The sequence below is a fragment of the Mycobacterium sp. SMC-18 genome (genome assembly GCF_045310895.1).
Classification (GTDB): Bacteria; Actinomycetota; Actinomycetes; order Mycobacteriales; family Mycobacteriaceae; genus Mycobacterium.
The window spans coordinates 1-17,382 of the sequence record NZ_JBJIAL010000068.1; the positions used below are offsets into that span (position 1 = coordinate 1).

A 17,382-nucleotide genomic window follows, 5' to 3' on the forward strand; every position below is an offset into this window, starting at 1 on the left:
GCGCAGTGCTTTGAGGGCTCCGGCGACGGTGCCGCCGCCGTCGGCAGCCCCCTCGGCCAGTGCGACATCGGCGGCGTTTCCGGTCGGCGCGGCCAACCAAACGTGCTCGATGCCGCCTTGTTTGGCGGCGCGGCGCAGGGCTTTCAGCGAGGTGGTTTTGCCCGCGCCGGCCGGGGCGGAGAGCACCTGAACCAGCCATGGCGAGGACGCGATCGCCACGACTGCCCCGGCTTGATCGGCGGACAGTTTGGCTTTAGCGGCGGCGGTCTCGGCGATGGTTTTCGGCACGGCGGCGCTCTTGTCGCGGGCTCCGATCAACGAGTAGATGGCGGTTTCTTCGCGCGCGATCACCAGCGCGGTGTAGCGCTCGTGGCCTTCACGTTCGTGGGGTTGGCGGGCCTCGGTGACGCGCAACCCGACCGCGTCGACGAGCTGCTCGAGCAGCAGTCGCGGGCCGATCGGTGGGGCCTCATCGATGACGGTCGGCATGTGCGCACCGAGTGTCTCGATGAGATCAGCGCGGGTGAAGGCCGGCTTGTCGATGCCCCTGACCGCAGCCCATGCCCACGCACGAAGCTCAGCCTGGGAGTCCTCCCGCAGCCGGGTCAACGCCTCCTGCTGGGCGGGCTCATCCAAGACCAGTTCACCACCGAATCGCTGCGCCCATTCGGCCTTCAGTTCAGCCCAGGGCCGGTGCTCAGGCTTGCGCGGCCGGGTGGCTTTTTGGGCCCGCGCGAGTTGTCCCGCAGTGGGCTTTCCGCTGCCGTCGACGATCAGATTCTGTGCGGCCCACTCGCTCAATTGGGTGGATCGTTGCGAGGCCGCAGCGATCAGTTCGGGGTCCACCCCGGCCAGCTCAGCCATCCCCGAATGCGGATCCACCTTCTCCCATCCAACCCCCAACGCGGCGTGCAACTCAGCCCGCAACGTGGCCTGGTAGATGATCCCGGCGGCCCTGGCTTCATGCCACAGCGAGTCACTGTCGATGGCCACCAACACCCCGTCGGCACGGGCCTGCTTGTTGGGCACCAACACATGGGTGTGCAGGTGCGGATCCCCGGCCCGCGACGTCTCGTGCTGGTAGGCCGCCGCGACCAGACCAGGCAGCCGCTGCAGATCCTTCATCCCGGTCATGCTGTTGTGCACTCGGGTGTAGCCGGCGTGGGCGTGCAGATACTCCAGGGCCTCACCGACAGCCCGGTTGTGGGCCTCCACCACCGCCTTGGAAGCCACCCCCGCGGTGTCCAACGCGCGCAGCAACGACACCGACTTCGGGGCGCAAAAAGTCAGATCGAACCCGTGGTTGGCGCGCCCGGAAAACTTGCGTCCGCACGCCCCGCTGGGGGCCACACCGTCATCGAGCCAACGCGCAACCACGTCCAAATCGGCCTCACCGCCGGCCCGATCCGCGGCACTCAAACCGCACAACGCGGCGCTGGTTTCAGCGTCTCCGGCGCACATCCAAAACGGTGTTCGGGACTCCCCTTCGGAGTAGTACTCCCCCAGCCCGCCGCCGGCTTTCTCCCGATCCAGCGCCGCTGAAACCGCCGCCCGGGAGGTGTCGTTGTAGTAACGCACCGACCACTGCTTCAACGGCGCGATCGTCAACACGAGTAACCACCCAACCCGGCCCGGTGTGGGGCGCAGCCGCGCCCCACACCGATGGTTGCACACACTGTGCAAATGTGCCAATGAATCATCGGTGTGGCGTGGTTTGTCGGTGGGGGCTGGTTGGCTGGGGCGTGAAGGCACGTGAAGTACACCGAGAAAGCAGGGACGGGGTGGACGGTGGCTAGGGCGAAAATGTCGTTGGAAACGATGTTGATGTTGGGGATGCTGAAGACATTCAGGAAGCGCGGAGATGAAGGGTCGACTGTGGCGCTGCTGAACTGGGTCGTCCACGACATCGAGCACGTCGATTCTGCGCAGCGGCGTGATCTGGACCTTCTACGACGAGGGCTCTGGACCGACGCTGGGCGGTGCACCGTGAGTGCTTCCGATCCTCGTCGAGCTTGCGTGACTTGAGCGGGCACCAGCGCGGCCGGTGGCCGCGCTGCGACGTCGGGCCGCGGCGATGTCAGCGCGAATGCTGGCCTTGGCAGCGGCGATCCGTTCACGCTGCTCGACGGTGAGCACCACCGGCGATGCGGTGGTGTGCCTCGGGGGTGCGTCGGTGCCGGTGCCGCCCAACCGCCGCGGTGCCTGCTCCGGGACGGCGGCGCAGCCGCCGTCAGCGTGCGGCCCTGGCCGCACACCGAGCAGTCGAAGTCGGCTGAGCACGAACCCAGCCGGGTTGTTGATCTGATCCGGCCAGTTCCATCCGCGCCGCACCATGTCGGTGTTGAGCGCTTGAATCAGTGCCCGAGCGGTCCACTCCCCCGGATCCACACCCGCTGCGGTCAGCGCATCGCAGATGGTCCCGACGTGCACGCGTCCGAGCCCGTGACTGCTAGCCACCAACTCAGCGGCCAGACGCTGCAGGGCTAGCGGCCGCGGCTCGGCGCGTAAGCGCCGGCGTTTGTGGGTGGGAGTGAACTTTTGTCGGCACGCGTGCGTGCTTGGTGAGTTACTCCCTACGGGAGATAAAGACTTAACACCGCCTGACGGCGGTAGGTGGAAATGCTGCACAGCCGAGCGCCTCGGAGCGGGAGTACGTCGAGGGGTCAGGTGGTACACCGAGGGGCGCCGCCCAACCGCCGGGGTGCCCGGTGAGCCGTGCCCACGCTGAGCCTCCACCGCCCACCCTGTGTTGCGCAGCAGCCGCCAGGCCGCGGTCACCGTCCGCACATCACAACCGACTCGTTCGGCGATCGTGGCGCGAGTGACGGCCACGTGCCGGCCAGTGGCGTGGTCAGCGTGCTCGGCCATCACCTCCGCGACCGCACACAGAGTTGGTGCGGTGATGGCCACCCCGACACGTTGACGCTCGGCGGCGAACACGACTTCATCGGCCGCCCAGCGCCGCAGCGCCGTCAGCCAGCTCTCCCGGCTGGTCCACATCGGAGTCCGGGGCGCACACGAACCAGCACGCTCGATCCAGCTACGCCGGCGCACCGCAGTGTCTGCCCGCGCAGCAGGAGAAAGGTCACGATTTAAGCCACGGTGTCGCGCGCCACCTGTACCTGATTCAGGGTGTGCGCTACCGTGAGACGAGTCTGGCAAGACATCGCCCCTTCGGGGGTACCGGGTGCGGAACCCGGACCTGAGCGCCAACTCAGGTCAACCTCCGCAAAGACAAGGCCTCCGCAAGGGGGCCTTTGTCATGTCAAAGGCAATTCCGCACCGCTATGGATTTGTCACATCTGCCCTACATTTCGTCCTGGCTGCAGGGCTGCGGTGCTCAGATCGCCAGCGGCAGCCCCTCGTCCGACCGGCCCAAGTCCCGGGCAAGATCTGGTCTTCCGATGTGGATCGCCAGTAGGTCTGCGACGTACTGGGACAGGGAAAGGCCGTGCGCGACGGCTTCGGCGCGCAGCGCGTCACTGACCTCGCGCGGCGGGCGGATCGTATGGGCGAGACGATCGCCCTTGTGTGGTGCTGGCATGAGCCAATCCCACCACCAAGAGCAGTGATTCTGAATCAAGCCACGCCGATCCGCGCTGATGTTTTTGAGAAAGTTGAGACAACCGGTGAAGGGCCTGCGGGACGCTCCTGCGCGTACGTGTCTGCGCGGCCCGAAGGTGTCAGTGCTTGCAACTATTCTCGATTACGTGACCGATTCGGTTGAGCCAACTCCGGTGAGCTACACCCCCTCGGAAGCCAGCAACCTGGCCATCGCAGCCGCGGGACTAGCCGGACTCAGCGGCAGTGACAGCGTGCGCAACATGCTGGCCCGCCTCGACAGCGGCGAAATCACCGAGGAACAAGCCATCGCCGAAATCAAGGCCCGCTACACCGAGCCCTTGGCGTAGTAGGCGCTTTCCCCGTATATTGGGTGGTGCCTGTTGCGCTGAGCTTCAGGAAGTGAGCCCGAGACCCGGCCGGACGACCGTGGCGCTCGGGCTTCGCGGTTTTCTGAGACACCCTTGGGTCAGACTTCGCGAGTGGCCGTGATGGCGGGCTGGATGAGCTTGCGCCACTCGCCGCCTTTAGCCCAGCACCAAGCGATCGCATCGGGTATGGCCAGCAACGCATCGGTGTGCGAGCGTTTGTGTGCTCGTAGCGCAGTGTGTCGCGGCAGCCGAGCGGCACGGGTGTATTCGATCAGCTTCTGGTTGTCGAACCTGACCATCGTCTCGTCCTCGTCGAGGACGATGTGCGCATTGAGGGAGGCGTGGTCGTCAATGAGGGCACGTAGGCACGCAGAGCGCCGGTCGCGCTCGTTTCGATATTCGGTTCCCGCGCGGTAGACGGTGGCTTCCACGCCGGCACCAGCGAAGGCCTGGGCGATGGGTGCGCTTACGGCCGTCTCTTTCGTCCTTCATGTGCAGGTAGGCGCTGACCCTTGCAGGAGCAGACCGCGTACCACCTGGTCGCAAGTAGGGAGCCGCTTTACGTTGGACGATCGTGCCCTACGATCCCCCGTCCGGGGAATTGCTTTGGGAGTAACGGGGATCGCCACATGCCTGAGGCGTCCGTATTCGGCGTCGGTCAGGGGGCCGAAATGGGAGGGGGGTCGTCACCACCTGACAATCGTGCTCGGCTCATTGCGGCACCGACACCCGCGAGGTACGATAGAAACGCACCGGGAACACGGAACGTACCTATATGTACCTCGATGGGAGTCCTGATGGCCGTCAAGAACACCGCCGCGGCGCTGGCGGATGCGTTCGCCGCGCTGAGCGTGGAGGGCAAGCCGGTGACCGTGCGGGCGCTGCGGGAGCGGGCCCGGGTCAGCACCGACGCCGCCAGCGAGTGGCTGCGCGCCAACCGGCCGGCCCGCGACGTGTCGCCGGTGCCGACCGAGGTGCTCAGCCGTGTGCTCGATCCGCTGTGGTCGGCGGCGGTCAGCGCTGCGCGTGACGAGCAGGCCGAGGCCGGCGCGGCCGAGCGGGCCGAGCTGGTCGCCGCCGAAGCCGACGCGCTGACCGAGGTGGCCACGGTGACCGCGCGCGCTGAGGAAGCCGAGGCCGCCACCGCGGCGCTGCGCCGCGAGCTGGCCGCGCTGACTGACCGGCTCGCGGCCGCCGAGACCGCACGCGACGAGCAGTCCTCACGGGCCGCGACCGCCGTCAAGGACGCCGAGACTGCCCGCGCAGCTGCGCACGCCGCCGAGCTGCTGGCCGCCGAAGCTCAGGCCACCGCCCGGACTCTGCGCGAAATCCTCGACTCGGTCACCGCGGCCCGACACGACGGCTCACGACCCCCCACCGATTCGGACTAACCACGCGAGTTGGTTGGGTCCGATTCGGCGTGTCGCCCCTTCTCGGTTGGTCGCTGCACCCCTCCCCATTAGCGTGCCCGCCATGCGAGTAGGCGTGTACATCGACGGATTCAATCTCTACTACGGCGGCCGCGGCCTGTGCGGGAAAGGCGTGGCGGGCTGGCGCTGGCTCGACCTGCGGGCACTGGCCGATCGCCTGGTGGTCACCCGATCGACCTGGACCGGGGCCACCATCGACCGAGTGGTTTACTGCACGGCTGTCATCTCTGGAGCCGACAACCCGGTCGGCAACCTCGAACAGGACGCCTACCTGCGAGCACTGCGCCGCTCACACACCACCGACCGCGTCGAACTGGGCAACTACGTGCACAGGGTGACACGGTCCCCGCTGGCCACCGCTGATCGCAATGGCCGCCCAATCCTGACTCACCCCGGCGGCCCGCTCATGATCAAAGACGCAGCCGGCCAGGACAATCCCGCCGCGCTGTTCATGGTCTCCACAGCGCGGCGCGAGGAAAAGGGCTCCGACGTCAACGTGGCCTCACACCTGCTGATCGACGTGCTCGAACACCGCATCGATGCCGCGGTAGTCATCAGCAATGACAGCGACCTGAAATTTCCGGTCCAGGCCGCACGTCAGCGCGTCCCCGTTGGGACCGTGAACCCGTCACGCAGCCACACCGCCGGCAAGCTGCGCGGCTCGCCGGCCGATGGTGTGGGTAATCACTGGTGGTACCAGCTCACCGCGGCTGACTTCCGCGCCTGCCAGCTTCCCGACCCGGCTGCCGGTGTCCAGAAGCCAACGCCGTGGTGACATGGCCCGACACAGGAGGGGGAATTGCCTGCGCGCAATGCGCGTTGCATAATGGCGTCATACCACCCGGCCCTACTGGGGCCGGGTTTTTTCATGCCCACCCTGTCACAACCACGGGTTACCGTCGCGGTGTGAGACTTGGGCCGGCCGGGGATCCGGCACCCCGGCCGCCGAGCGTTCAGGAGGCCCAGCGACCGCTCGAATTGCGCGACCGCCGCGAATACATGGAACACCAGGCGGCCGCCAGGTGTGGTGGTGTCGATGGCTTCGGCCAGTGAGCGCAGTTCGACGCCTCGAAGCCCGGGGGGGGGGGGGGGGAGCCTTCTTTAGGTCCTTTGGGCTGCGATGATGCGGATGATGTGCTCGCTGAGGTCGGCGTCGGCCAGAAGCTGGTCGACGAGGGCCGCGATCACTTCTTGGCCGGTGACGCGGGCAAGGCCTAGCCGGTCGGCGGCGCCGCGTTGCCAGGAGTCGAGGGCGCGGTGTGCGGTCGGGGATAGATCGACGGTGCGCCGCACGTTCTTCTGCCGGACAACCATCGGAGCCGTCGCCGCCGCAGCTGGGGCCTCCGGCGGCGTCGGATCGTGTGTCGCGGCTGTGCGCTTCAGGCGTTCAGCGTTGGCCTTGATCCTGTCGGCTGCCGTGCTCATCGTGGGGGAATCCTCCCTGCTCTACGGATATATCAGTATTTCAGTACATCCGTATTTACAGATCTACTTATTTAAGGAGTTGCTGTGACAGTGAGTAGTTCGGCAGCGATGTCGCCATAGGCGGTGGCGGCCGCGTTGTTGATGGGAAGCCCGAACGCCTGGGCGTAGCGCTCTAGACGTCCGACGGTGGGATTGAGCACGCGGACACCGTCGGCGGTGAGCATCTCGCGGTAGACCTCGGTGCTGGCCGCGTTCGGCACGGTCCGGGTCAGCACGACCGCGAGTTGCGGCGGGTCGCCGGGCGCGAGGGCGCTAGCCTCGTCGACCAGTTCGCGGATAGCGGGCAGACGGGAGTACTCCATGCCCGTCGGCGCCATCGGGACCAGGATGTGGGTGGCCATGCGGATCGCCGAAGCGACAACGCCAAGCCGCTCCTTCATGGGCGGTGTGTCGATCACGACGGTGTCGTAGCGGTCTCCGGCGATTCCGGGCAGCTTGCGGTGCAGATCGGAAACGGGCATGCCGATGACGGGCACTGTCCACTCTCCCGCCTCGGACCAGGCCAGCAGCGATTCATTCTCGCCGTCAGCGTCAACACCCAGGACCGACAGGCCGGCCTCGGCCAGTGCGTGGAGCACAAACGCGGCGGTTGTGGTCTTGGTCGAGCCGCCTTTGAGGTTGGCAACGGCGATCGTGAGGATTGGCGGCATGGAAGCACCTTCAAATCAGTATCTACAGATATTCGTATATCCGTAGTTCAGTAACTCAGTATTCATAGTGTGGAGCACTCGGCCCGCTGCGGACAAGCGTCCTTCTCGGCGTGGCGCGCCGAACGGGGCTGTGGGATAGGTTCTCCCGCCGAGCTTGGCACGCTACGGACTTGGGTGATGCTGCTCGGGCATTGGATCCGCCACGGCACCATCTACGGCAAAGGCCAAGACGCTGACCGGGCTACGCGCCTGGGCCGCATCGAGGGCTGGCCCGACGACCAGACCATCGATGACATCGCCACCGACACCGTGGTCGCCGCGCTGATCTACTTCCGGCGACAAGGTGCTCATGACCCATCGCTGGCAATCCTCGGGAGGGGCGTCGCTGGGCACCTTCTTTCATCGGCCAGTGCCTCTATCAGTTCGCCAACATCTACCGCAGCGCACTGCGCGCCGAACTGTCCACCCACGGGCAGTTTCAGATGTCCATTGACACATAACCAACTGCATCTAGATCGTAAACAGTTGGGGGAGACTGCTGTTACGTCTAGCTAGATGCAGTTGGTTATTCAGCGCGCAGCGAGATAGCGGTATGCAGTGGCGCGTCCGATGCCGAAGGCGACGGCGAGCTCGGCAACCGGCTCACCAGTTGCGGCGAGGCGACGCAGCTGTTCTTGACGTTCAGGGCTGAGCTTGTGCGGCTTGGTGGTCGGCAGGCTTCGAGCCCGCCGCGACTCGCGGGCGGCGGCGCGGCGCTCACGGCCGAGTTCGAGTTCGAGCTCGGCCAAAGTGGCCATGATGGCGGCCACGGCACGACCTGTTGGAGTACCCGTGTCTACGCCTTCACGTAGAGCGCGCAATAGGATTCGGCGCTGACCCAGATCGGCGATGGTGCGGGTGACTTCGGCCGCCGAGCGGCCGAGTCGATCGATCGCGGTGACGACCACGGTGTCGCCTTCGCGCGCGTAGTCGAGCAACGCCGCCAGGCCAGGTCGAGTGGTGTTGGCCGCCCCGGAAAGTTTGTCGCTGTACACCCGATCCCCGTCAACTCCGGCTGCTGCTAAGGCAGCCACCTGCACATCGAGGTCCTGGCCGAGAGTGCTCACACGGGCGTATCCGAGAATCGATGTCATATACGAACTGTCCCACCATTGACCGACAGTGAAGATTCGAGACACGCAGTGTGAGACAAGAAACGAGACACCCCGACCTGGAGCAATGCGGCTTGGCTGGAGAAGTGCTCAGCCTGTCTCGTTTCTTTAGAAATGAGGCCCGTCCGCCTTCGAAGGCGGAGCGCGGTAAGAGCGCCGTCTTTGAGACTGCACCGAACGAACTGACTCAGATCGGCAACCGGCCGTTCGTCGATGCTGTTTGTGTGGTGAGCCGGTCGGCGATACGGAACAGCTCCGTCAGACGCCCCGGGCATGACACGAACTTGTTGACCTTGCAGCCAGATGTCGGCGGAGATTGAGAAGATCAAGCGCAAGCCGGTGTCAGTTGGGGGAAGAATGCAGATTAAGACGCGTCAGCGAGTTCGTGACTTGGCCGAGGTGTACACGCACGCCCGCGAGGTCCATGCCATGCTCGATCTGGTTCCCGGCATGTTTCCCAGCGCCGCAGACCCGTCTAACACCGATCGCAAGTTTTTCGAGCCCGCAGCAGGGTCTGGCAATTTCCTCGAAGAGATTCTGATCCGCAAGCTGGCCTTCGTCACGCGCGAGCGTTACCAGACCGGCCAACAGTACGAGCATCGCATTCTGCGCGCACTGGCCTCGATCTACGCCATCGACATCGACGCCGAGAACGTGGCAGAGTCCAAGGATCGGCTGCGCAGCGTCATCATCGCGCACCTGGACAACGACCTGAACACCCGCGAGGCCACCGCCGGCTTCGCCGGCGCGGTCGAGGCCGTCCTGTCCACCAACGTCGTGCAGGCCGACACCTTGGCTGACCTCGACACGATCGAATGGGTGGACTACCGCGCAGGCCGAAACGGCACGTTCACCCGTGAGTGGTCGACCGTGAACAGCGACCAAGACCAGCTCGATCTGTTCCATGTCCCAAAGGTCGATAGCAAGCCGATCCACTACGCCCTACTTCTGTGCAACCCCGAGCCGGTGGCTGGCGAGCCCAGAAGGATCGGCGCATGAGCCGGTTCACCCAGCACGTTCCCGATATCCTCGACTGTCTGGCTCAGCTGTCCAACGACGAGGTACCGACCTCACCCAAGCTGGCCTGCGCGATGCTCGACCTGCTGCCTGAGCATGTCTGGCACGAGCCGCACTATCGCTGGCTCAATCCGTTCAGCAAGTCGGGAGTGTTCCTACGCGAAATCGCCACTCGGTTACTCGACGGCCTGGCGGACTGGGAACCAGACTTCGTCGCCCGGCGGGAGCACATCTTCCGCAACATGCTTTACGGCGCCGCAATCACCGAGATGACCGGCATCATCTCCCGGCGCAGCGTCTACTGCACCGCCGACGCCTCCAGTGCCTACAGCATGGTGCGATTCGACGACCCGGCCGGCAACATCCCGTACGTCCCGTCTGCACACGACTTCAACAAGGACGGCCGCTGTCGGTTATGCAACGCCCCTGAGGACCTTGAACGTGGAGACTCCCGCGAGAACTACGCCTATTCATTCATCCACGGCACCTACCCCACAAAGGAGATGGCCGACATGCAGTTCGACGTGATAGTCGGCAACCCGCCGTACCAGATCGATAGTGACGGGAACACCCGCACGATGCCGATCTATCAGAAATTCGTCGAGCGGGCGATCGAGATGAACCCCCGTTACGTCCTGATGATCACCCCCTCACGCTGGTTCACTGGGGGGCTGGGCCTTGACGACTTCCGCGGCAGGATGATCGCCGACCGCCACCTTTCGAAGCTCGTCGACAACCCGAAGCTATTCGACTGCTTCCCCGGCGTCGAAATCAAAGGCGGCGTCAGTTACTTCCTGTGGGACCGCGACCATGACGGTGATTGTGAATTCTCCACCCGCGTAAACGGCACGATCAACTCAACCATGAGCCGCGACCTACGAGCCGGTGACGGCGTCCTTATGCGCGATAACCTAGCGGCTTCGATCGTTGCGAAGGTCCGTGCGACAGCACTTCCCAGCGTGGAAAACGGCTTCGCGCCTCAAGTGCCTTTCGGTCTCCGGACCAATTTCAGCGGGGCTGTCGACGAACCCTTTCCTGGAAATATCCCTGTCGTGTATGGCAACAAAATCGGGTACGTACGGTCAGATCAGCTTGAGCGCCTGCACGATTGGGTCGACCGTTGGAAGGTTCTCATTCCGAAGGCGGGTGACGGCCATGGACGGGACGTCGCGTATGTCCTTGGCACACCGATCGCACTTGCACCGGGTTCCGCCTGTACCCAGACGTATCTCATTGCTGCATCGTTTGATAGCGAGGAAGAGACCCGGAACTACGCCGGGTACATGGCGACCAAGTTGTACCGCTTCCTCGTCCTACAACGGAAGGTGACCCAGGACCTCACTCCCGACCGCTTTCGATTCGTGCCCATGCTCGACATGACCCGCGCCTGGACCGACGAGCAGCTCTACGACCACTTCGGCCTGACCGCCGATGAGCGCGAGTACGTCGAGTCCAAGATCATGCCGCGTGAGGTCAATTGGTCCTTGGACTCACCGATCCCCGCCAGCCACCTGCCCGGCGGCACCAAGTACAAGCCCGGGAAGATCGACGACGCCGCCGACGAGGACTAGCCGATGGGCAACCGCATCTACGCCTACACCGTCGTGGGCAAGGACACTGAGCCATGGGAGCGCGCACATGGTGATCTCCTAGTCAGAGGCCAGGGCTTGATCAAGGTCGGCCAGACGACCAAGGGCACCGCCCGCGCGCGGATCAAGCAGCAGCTGGGCACCGCTTATCCTGGGCTCAAGGGTGTGCAGATCCTGCTCGATGAGCCAGCATTGCGCGCCGACGGCACGGAGTTCTCCGACCATGACCTGCATGCGGCCTTGGTTTCCGCTGGTATCCACCGCATCGGAGGCGAATGGTTTGAGGCGACCCTCGACGAGGTCAAGGCGGCGATCGTCGCCGTGGTCTCGGGTATTGCCTACCAGCCGACGCGCACTCAAACCTTCAAACCGCGACCCGAGCAGCAGGCCGCGATCGACCAGACCGCCGCTTACTTCCGCAACCACACCGGCACCCAGGCACCCAAGTTCCTGTGGAACGCCAAGATGCGGTTCGGCAAAACCTTCGCCACCTATCAACTGGCCAAGGAGATGGGCTGGAAGCGGGTACTGGTACTGACCTTCAAACCTGCTGTGGCTACCGCCTGGCATGACGATCTGGTCAGCCACGTCGACTTTGACGGCTGGCGCTACGTCGACAAGAACACCCTCGACGATGAGCGTGAAGAGGCAGCAGACTACGCCGGACCCGTGGTCTGGTTCGCCTCCTTGCAGGACCTAGGCGGGCGCGATGCCGACGGGAAGATCAAGGTTCGCAACGAGGTCATCCACCTCATCGATTGGGACGCTATCGTGCTCGACGAGTACCACTTCGGCGCCTGGCGAGACTCCGCGCGCGCCCTGTACGACCCAGTTGATGCGACCATTGCCGAGGCTGAGGAACCAGACGATCAGGTCACCGCCGCCGAGATCGACGAGGAACTGGCCGTGCACGCCGACCACTATCTCTACCTGTCGGGTACCCCGTTCCGGGCTATCACCGAGGGTGAGTTCACCGAGGATGCGATCTTCAACTGGACCTACATCGACGAGCAGCGTGAGAAAGCCAACTGGGGCGACCCAGACCAGCCCAACCCCTACCTGTCTCTGCCTCAGATGCAGATGTACACCTACGACATGGGTGTCGGTGCGGCTGAATACGCCGAGGACGGGGAGTTCGGTGGTTTCAGCCTCAATGAGACCTTCAAAGCGACGAAGGGCCCCGATCGTTACAGCTTTGAGCGTCCCGACGAGGTTGCCGAGTTTCTGGAGCTGCTTCGCGGAAAGCTCAGTGAGCAGATGAAGCTGCAGGTGCAGGTTCAGGACAAGCCGCCGTTCCCGTACGAGGCGCATCGGTTCAAGTCCGCGATCAAGCACTCGGTCTGGTACTTGCCCAGCGTCGCATCGTGTTTCGCCATGGCTGACCTGTTGCGCGAGCACCCGTACTTCTCTCAGTTCGAGGTCGTCGTCGCAGCCGGGAACAAGGCCGGGCAGGGTGCTGCGGCCCTGCCGCCTGTCGAGGCCGCGATAGCCGCAGTCAAGACTGCTGGCGGTCCCGGATCTATTACCTTGTCGTGCGGCAAGCTGATGACCGGCGTGACCGTGCGCGAGTGGGGTGCCATCTTTATGCTGCGCTCGCTCAAGAGCCCGGAGTCCTACTTTCAGGCCGCCTTCCGTGTGCAGTCCCCATGGGCACACCGCGACGCGGAGGGGCACCTCGACGTGCACAAGCCCACCTGCTACGTCTTCGAGTTCGACCCCAACCGCGCGCTGAGTCTTGTCGCTGAATACGGCTCCAAGCTCGCCACCACCGGCGAGACCACGCCCACCCAGGCGATCGGCGAGCTGATCAATTACCTGCCGATCTTCGGCTTTACCGGTGGCGCCATGACCGCACTCGACGCTGCTGCTGTGCTCGACTGGGCTACCGCCGGCATCGGTGCGGCTGCACTGGCCCGGCGCTGGAACTCACCGCTGCTGGTCGATGTCAACGAGCGCACGCTGGCCGCAGTACTGGACCGCCCCGACTTGATGGAGACCTTGAGCAACATCGAGGACTTCCGAGCACTTGTCGACAATGCCGCGCAGGTCATCACCAATACCAAGGACTTGAAGAAGGCCAAGCGTGAGCAGAAGGGCAAGCTCGACGGCACCCAGAAGAAGCAGCAGACCGAGACGAACAGCAAGCGCAAGGAGATCCGCGAGAAGCTCCAGAAGTTCCTCGCCAAGATCCTGCTTTCCGCCGATCAGGGCCGGCATGTCCACCGCGCCCGCGACGCTGGCGATGCCCGGGAACCGGGTCGGCGCGTCCGCGGCCACGTGCCGGGCCTCCGCGGCTGCGATCAGTGCCTTCGACGGCACGCAGCCGGTGTTCACACACGTGCCGCCGAACGTGCCACGCTCGACCATCACCACCGACTTGCCCAGAGAGGTCGCACGAATGGCCGCCGCGAACGCACCGCCGCCGGATCCGATGATCGCGAGGTCGTACCTGGTCTGCATCCCGATTCCTCCCAGAACTGTTGGGAAACGCTCCTGATGCAGCGATACTGGACCTTCCAGTAAAGGGGAAGGTCAAGCGAGACCTGCGACACGATGGAGGCCGGGATGCGGATCGGAGAACTCGCCGAGGCGGCAGGCACGACCACCAAGACTCTGCGGTTCTACGAAGAGCAAGGGCTGCTGCCCCCGGCCGAACGCACACCGGCCGGCTACCGCGACTACACCCCCGACGCGGTCAGCCGGATCGACTTCGTCCACCGCGGCCAAGCGGCCGGGCTCACCCTCGCCCAGATCAAGCAGATCCTCGACATCCGCGACCACGGCCAAGCTCCCTGCGGCCACGTACGTGACCTGCTGGACGCGCGCCTTGCCGACATCGACGCGCAGATCGCCGACCTCACAACACTTCGCGACAACGTGGCTGCGCTCCGCGACGATGCAGCCCTCCCAGAGCCCGAAACCTGTAGCCCCGATCAGGTCTGCAGATACCTATAGCCCTCGCCACTCGGCAGTGACCACCGAGACCAAGGGCGTGATTAGCCGGTGCCAGGTGGGTCCCAGTCAGGCCGTCATCGTGGTCCCAGATCGGGTTGACACAGCCAAGAGTCCCACAACGACTGGACCACTACGAAGGGCTCACCTCAAAAGTCTTACCACCGAAGAGATTTCAGCACATTTCGGACACCTACGGGGCGTCGGTCTCCAAGGAGACGATCAGCCGCATAACCGACACGGCCATCAAGGATGCTGAACGATTGGGCGGTGCGGCCTCTGGATGAGACGGTTACGCAGCACTTCCGGCGAATCTGGCCAGAAGTAGTCGCCCCACCTGGTGTAGGAATTCACCTACTCGGCGGGGCGACTGAACTCTGCGATGACCTCGGCAACCGCTTCGTCGGAGGTGAGTTCCCCGCGACCGATGCGGTCCAGGAGGTCCATCGCGCCCGGGGAGGGATCGTGGCCAGCCAGGACGCTTGCGACGACCGCCGTGGCCACAGCCTCGTCGTGGCTAAGGGGGATTGCCTTGGGCGCGCTCGTCATAGTGCTCATTGTAACGGCCCTGGATGTAAAACGCCTGGTAGATCCCCTTATGGCTAGGGCACGAGAACCGAATAAGACGTCATTACGTCGTGGTCGGATCCCTCATCAGCGTGGCCCGACTGCGGCGGCGTTGGGTGGGCCCGCACGCAGTCATGCTGGCTTCTCCGCGGCCGAGGTTTTCGGTTTGAACGTCCTCGATTTCGTCGGGCAACTCGTAGTTGAGTCGTCGGTCGATGAACTCCTCGAGGGCTTGTCTGCGGGCGGTGGTGATGAGTTCGGCGGCGTCGTCGGGATGGGGCAGGATGCCGTAGGCGAGTCCGAACTCGTTGGTGACGGTGTCGATGAGGTCATCGAACTGGGTGGATAGTTCGGCTGCGTCGATGTCGGCGTGGTGGGCGATGAATGCTCGGCGGCGGTGTTCAGGCCATATCGGGGGGAACTGCAGCTCGGCGTGGTACAGCTCCTGGAGTGCGTCGGTGAGCTCGGTAGAGGCTGCCGAGAAGGGCTCACCCCACTCGGAGAGGACCGTGTCGACGGCCTCGGTGAAGGCTGTGTCAGCACTACTGCTCATCAACGGTTCCTCTCGTGAATCGCCGGGTGTGGGTTGTGGTGGTTCATGGTGGGACACGGCACCGACAAGGTTCGAGCACCCGACGTTTTTTAGAGCTCCAGTCCGGAGTCGTCGTCCCTGCTTCGCTGACGGCTTTGATCTCTGTCGTGCCGGCGGCCGAAGCCGGGTCGGGCGGAGAGCGTTTTGATGAGTTTTCTTGTCTGGTCCAATGTTTCAGAAATCAGGGGATCGTCTCTGTGTTGGGCGGCGCGGTGTTGGATAGCGCTGTTGGCGGGGGTGTCGGTTCCGAGGCGATAGCCCCAGTTGAGGTAGATGTTGGCGGCTTCGGTGAGGTGTCGGCTCGGCGCCTCGACGCCGAGATGTGGATCTGCGTCATCGGTGGTGACCAAGACCAGCTTGGCGCTGCGCTCGGCGACCCGGGCGGTCAGGCTGTGGAGTTGCTCGGGTTGCAGGTGATCGGCGTCATCGACGATCAGCAATGTTCCTTCATCGATGGTCAGGGTCGCGTTGTCGAGGTCACGAAGGAACGTCTCGGGTGCGTAGGTATTGCCTTGGGTCGAATAGGAGGACGCTTGGCGGCGGGCGCGGTCGGTGACCGGAAGTGCGAGCACCTGGTGTTCGCCGGCGACGACGCAGGCGGTGATGGTGCCCAACAGGGCGGGCTTGTTTTGGTCATCGTGGAGGTGGACTGATTGCACGGTGGGCAGGCTGCCCACCACCATTTGGGCGGCGGCCCGCGTTTCCTCATCAAGGCCGTCAGCGCGGTCGAGTGTCTGCTGAACTCCGATGTGGTGGGTAGCTCTCGGACTGGTGGCGGTGAAAGCGGTGTGCAGCCACGCTTTTTCTTCTTCGAGTTGCTCGACGATGCGCAGCTTGTCCAACGCTGTCTTGCGTTGTTTAAGCAGGACTCGAACCGGTGGTGACAGTTGTTCTTCCGGGGTGTTTTCGGCGGTGGTGATGACGGTGTGGGCGGTGTTGTCTCGGTTGAGCAGACCAAGCAAGGCCTGGGCGGCGTCTTCGTCGTCGTCGCGGCGGGGGGTGTGGACACCTTCGACGGTGTGGGGTGCGTGTTCGTGGTCGCCTTCTCCACCGAGGCGTTGATAGAGGTAGACGGTGTTGGTGGCCCGGCCGCGAGTCATCGCCACATAAGCGTTGGCGCGGTGCCCGGTATCGGGGGATAGCAGTGCGTGGCAGTGTTCGGCGGTGGCGCCCTGGGCGGCGTGCACGGTGATCGCATATCCGTGGTGGACGTGTCGGCGCAGGTAGTCGTCGCTGAAGACGGCTCTGGCGTGATCCCCGATGCGGACCGCACGTACCCGGTTGGTTTTGGTGTCGATGTGGGTGACTTTCCAGCGTTGCCCGTTGCGCACTGGGGCCTCGGCGGCCGGCTCGCGGCTGCCCTGCGGGTAGACGCCGATGGTGGGGTCGTTGCGGCGGGTGATGATGATGTCGCCGGCGCCGATGCGGTGCCGCCGCGCCCCGGCCACGGTGGGGGCGTCGTCGCCGAGCAGGTGGCGGTGGATGCGGTGGTTGAGGGCGTCGGCGACTTCCCAGCGGTCAGCGATGAGCAGGCTGTCGGCGTTGTTTGCGTGGTCGGTGGTCCAGGCGGTGAATGCGTCGTCGGCCATGGTGACCGGGTCTCCGGTGTGCAGGCGCTGTTGATTGCGGTACCAGTCGACGGCGTGAGCCAGGCTCGCTGGTGTGCCGTCGTGGATGGCCAGTGAGGCAGCGCGTTCTTCGGGATCGCGCATGCGCCACACTTCGGACAGTTTCTGCGTCCACGGCAGATCCGCACACAGTTGGGCGAACATGCCACCGCGGGCCTTGACCGGGGCCAGTTGTTCGGCATCGCCAACGAGCACTGTTTTGGTTCCTGCGGCGGTCGCGGCGGTGAGCAGTTCGCGCAGTGCGGGAGTGCCGACCATGCCTGCCTCATCGACGACAAGCAGGGTCTTGGAGTCGAAAGTGAGACGGTTCTCGCGCAGTGCTTTGAGGGCTCCGGCGACGGTGCCGCCGCCGTCGGCAGCCCCCTCGGCCAGTGCGACATCGGCGGCGT

The 17,382-nt window shown here is 64.6% G+C and carries 17 protein-coding genes and 2 pseudogenes; 6 read left to right on the forward strand and 13 right to left on the reverse strand.

The window, feature by feature from the left end; all coding sequences use genetic code 11:
* From mobF to ACJH6J_RS28840, 3 genes are all read right to left on the reverse strand, one after another.
* The coding region (gene mobF, locus ACJH6J_RS28830; RefSeq protein WP_406804926.1) for a MobF family relaxase at positions 1–1,611 on the reverse strand (1,611 nt) is incomplete at its 3' end.
* Positions 1,612–1,947: 336 nt separating this feature from the next.
* Positions 1,948–2,457: a hypothetical protein gene (locus ACJH6J_RS28835; RefSeq protein WP_406803125.1), complete on the reverse strand. Its 510-nt coding sequence runs from the start codon at positions 2,455–2,457 to the stop codon at positions 1,948–1,950.
* 883 nt (positions 2,458–3,340) lie between these two features.
* On the reverse strand, positions 3,341–3,544 hold the full coding sequence (locus ACJH6J_RS28840; RefSeq protein WP_200973559.1) for a toxin-antitoxin system: 204 nt from the start codon (positions 3,542–3,544) through the stop codon (positions 3,341–3,343).
* Positions 3,545–3,710: 166 nt separating this feature from the next.
* Between ACJH6J_RS28840 and ACJH6J_RS28845 the strand changes: the two genes are divergently transcribed.
* Positions 3,711–3,911 (forward strand): hypothetical protein, encoded by a 201-nt coding sequence (locus ACJH6J_RS28845; RefSeq protein WP_406803126.1) that lies wholly within the window; start codon positions 3,711–3,713, stop codon positions 3,909–3,911.
* A 119-nt stretch (positions 3,912–4,030) separates the two neighbouring features.
* On the opposite strand, the gene ACJH6J_RS28850 is transcribed toward ACJH6J_RS28845, so the two are convergent.
* The gene (locus tag ACJH6J_RS28850) at positions 4,031–4,363 is read right to left on the reverse strand and encodes a hypothetical protein (RefSeq protein ID WP_406803128.1); all 333 of its coding nucleotides are present in this window, start codon (positions 4,361–4,363) and stop codon (positions 4,031–4,033) included.
* A 366-nt stretch (positions 4,364–4,729) separates the two neighbouring features.
* Between ACJH6J_RS28850 and ACJH6J_RS28855 the strand changes: the two genes are divergently transcribed.
* Both ACJH6J_RS28855 and ACJH6J_RS28860 read left to right on the forward strand, forming a co-directional pair.
* Positions 4,730–5,323 (forward strand): hypothetical protein, encoded by a 594-nt coding sequence (locus ACJH6J_RS28855; protein WP_406803130.1) that lies wholly within the window; start codon positions 4,730–4,732, stop codon positions 5,321–5,323.
* Positions 5,324–5,405: 82 nt separating this feature from the next.
* Positions 5,406–6,137, forward strand: coding sequence for an NYN domain-containing protein (locus ACJH6J_RS28860; RefSeq protein WP_088304634.1), 732 nt, complete (start codon positions 5,406–5,408; stop codon positions 6,135–6,137).
* 188 nt (positions 6,138–6,325) lie between these two features.
* Here ACJH6J_RS28860 and ACJH6J_RS28865 read toward each other — a convergent pair.
* The 5 genes and pseudogenes from ACJH6J_RS28865 to ACJH6J_RS28885 form a co-directional block, all read right to left on the reverse strand.
* Positions 6,326–6,433 (reverse strand): annotated as a pseudogene (locus ACJH6J_RS28865) (recombinase family protein); the annotation flags it as partial.
* A 30-nt stretch (positions 6,434–6,463) separates the two neighbouring features.
* Positions 6,464–6,787, reverse strand: coding sequence for a hypothetical protein (locus tag ACJH6J_RS28870; protein ID WP_088304635.1), 324 nt, complete (start codon positions 6,785–6,787; stop codon positions 6,464–6,466).
* Between the two features lie 71 nt (positions 6,788–6,858).
* Positions 6,859–7,497 (reverse strand): ParA family protein, encoded by a 639-nt coding sequence (locus tag ACJH6J_RS28875; RefSeq protein ID WP_088304636.1) that lies wholly within the window; start codon positions 7,495–7,497, stop codon positions 6,859–6,861.
* Positions 7,498–7,659: 162 nt separating this feature from the next.
* Entirely contained in the window at positions 7,660–7,848 is a 189-nt protein-coding gene (locus ACJH6J_RS28880; protein ID WP_406803116.1) for a hypothetical protein, read from the reverse strand.
* A gap of 218 nt (positions 7,849–8,066) precedes the next feature.
* Positions 8,067–8,630 carry a recombinase family protein gene (locus tag ACJH6J_RS28885; RefSeq protein WP_088304637.1) on the reverse strand — a complete coding sequence of 188 codons (564 nt, stop codon included), beginning with the start codon at positions 8,628–8,630 and terminating at the stop codon, positions 8,067–8,069.
* Between the two features lie 321 nt (positions 8,631–8,951).
* Between ACJH6J_RS28885 and ACJH6J_RS28890 the strand changes: the two genes are divergently transcribed.
* Together ACJH6J_RS28890 and ACJH6J_RS28895 are read left to right on the forward strand one after the other, a co-directional pair.
* Positions 8,952–9,647, forward strand: a complete 696-nt coding sequence (locus ACJH6J_RS28890) for a type III restriction endonuclease subunit M (protein ID WP_406804927.1) — start codon at positions 8,952–8,954, stop codon at positions 9,645–9,647.
* On the forward strand, positions 9,644–11,236 hold the full coding sequence (locus ACJH6J_RS28895) for an Eco57I restriction-modification methylase domain-containing protein (protein WP_302422368.1): 1,593 nt from the start codon (positions 9,644–9,646) through the stop codon (positions 11,234–11,236). Before ACJH6J_RS28890 ends, ACJH6J_RS28895 begins: the two co-directional genes overlap by 4 nt.
* Positions 11,237–13,426: 2,190 nt before the next feature.
* Here ACJH6J_RS28895 and ACJH6J_RS28900 read toward each other — a convergent pair.
* Positions 13,427–13,714: pseudogene (locus tag ACJH6J_RS28900) on the reverse strand (FAD-dependent oxidoreductase); the annotation flags it as partial.
* Positions 13,715–13,819: 105 nt separating this feature from the next.
* Here ACJH6J_RS28900 and ACJH6J_RS28905 point away from each other — a divergent pair.
* Positions 13,820–14,209 carry a heavy metal-responsive transcriptional regulator gene (locus ACJH6J_RS28905; RefSeq protein ID WP_006246584.1) on the forward strand — a complete coding sequence of 130 codons (390 nt, stop codon included), beginning with the start codon at positions 13,820–13,822 and terminating at the stop codon, positions 14,207–14,209.
* A 351-nt stretch (positions 14,210–14,560) separates the two neighbouring features.
* On the opposite strand, the gene ACJH6J_RS28910 is transcribed toward ACJH6J_RS28905, so the two are convergent.
* From ACJH6J_RS28910 to ACJH6J_RS28920, 3 genes are all read right to left on the reverse strand, one after another.
* A complete protein-coding gene (locus ACJH6J_RS28910; RefSeq protein ID WP_237164464.1) occupies positions 14,561–14,755 on the reverse strand; it encodes an antitoxin VbhA family protein in 195 nt (64 codons plus the stop codon).
* Positions 14,756–14,837: 82 nt separating this feature from the next.
* Positions 14,838–15,326, reverse strand: coding sequence for a hypothetical protein (locus tag ACJH6J_RS28915; RefSeq protein WP_088304643.1), 489 nt, complete (start codon positions 15,324–15,326; stop codon positions 14,838–14,840).
* An 89-nt stretch (positions 15,327–15,415) separates the two neighbouring features.
* A partial coding sequence (locus tag ACJH6J_RS28920) for an ATP-dependent RecD-like DNA helicase (protein ID WP_406804928.1) occupies positions 15,416–17,382 on the reverse strand: 1,967 nt, incomplete at its 5' end.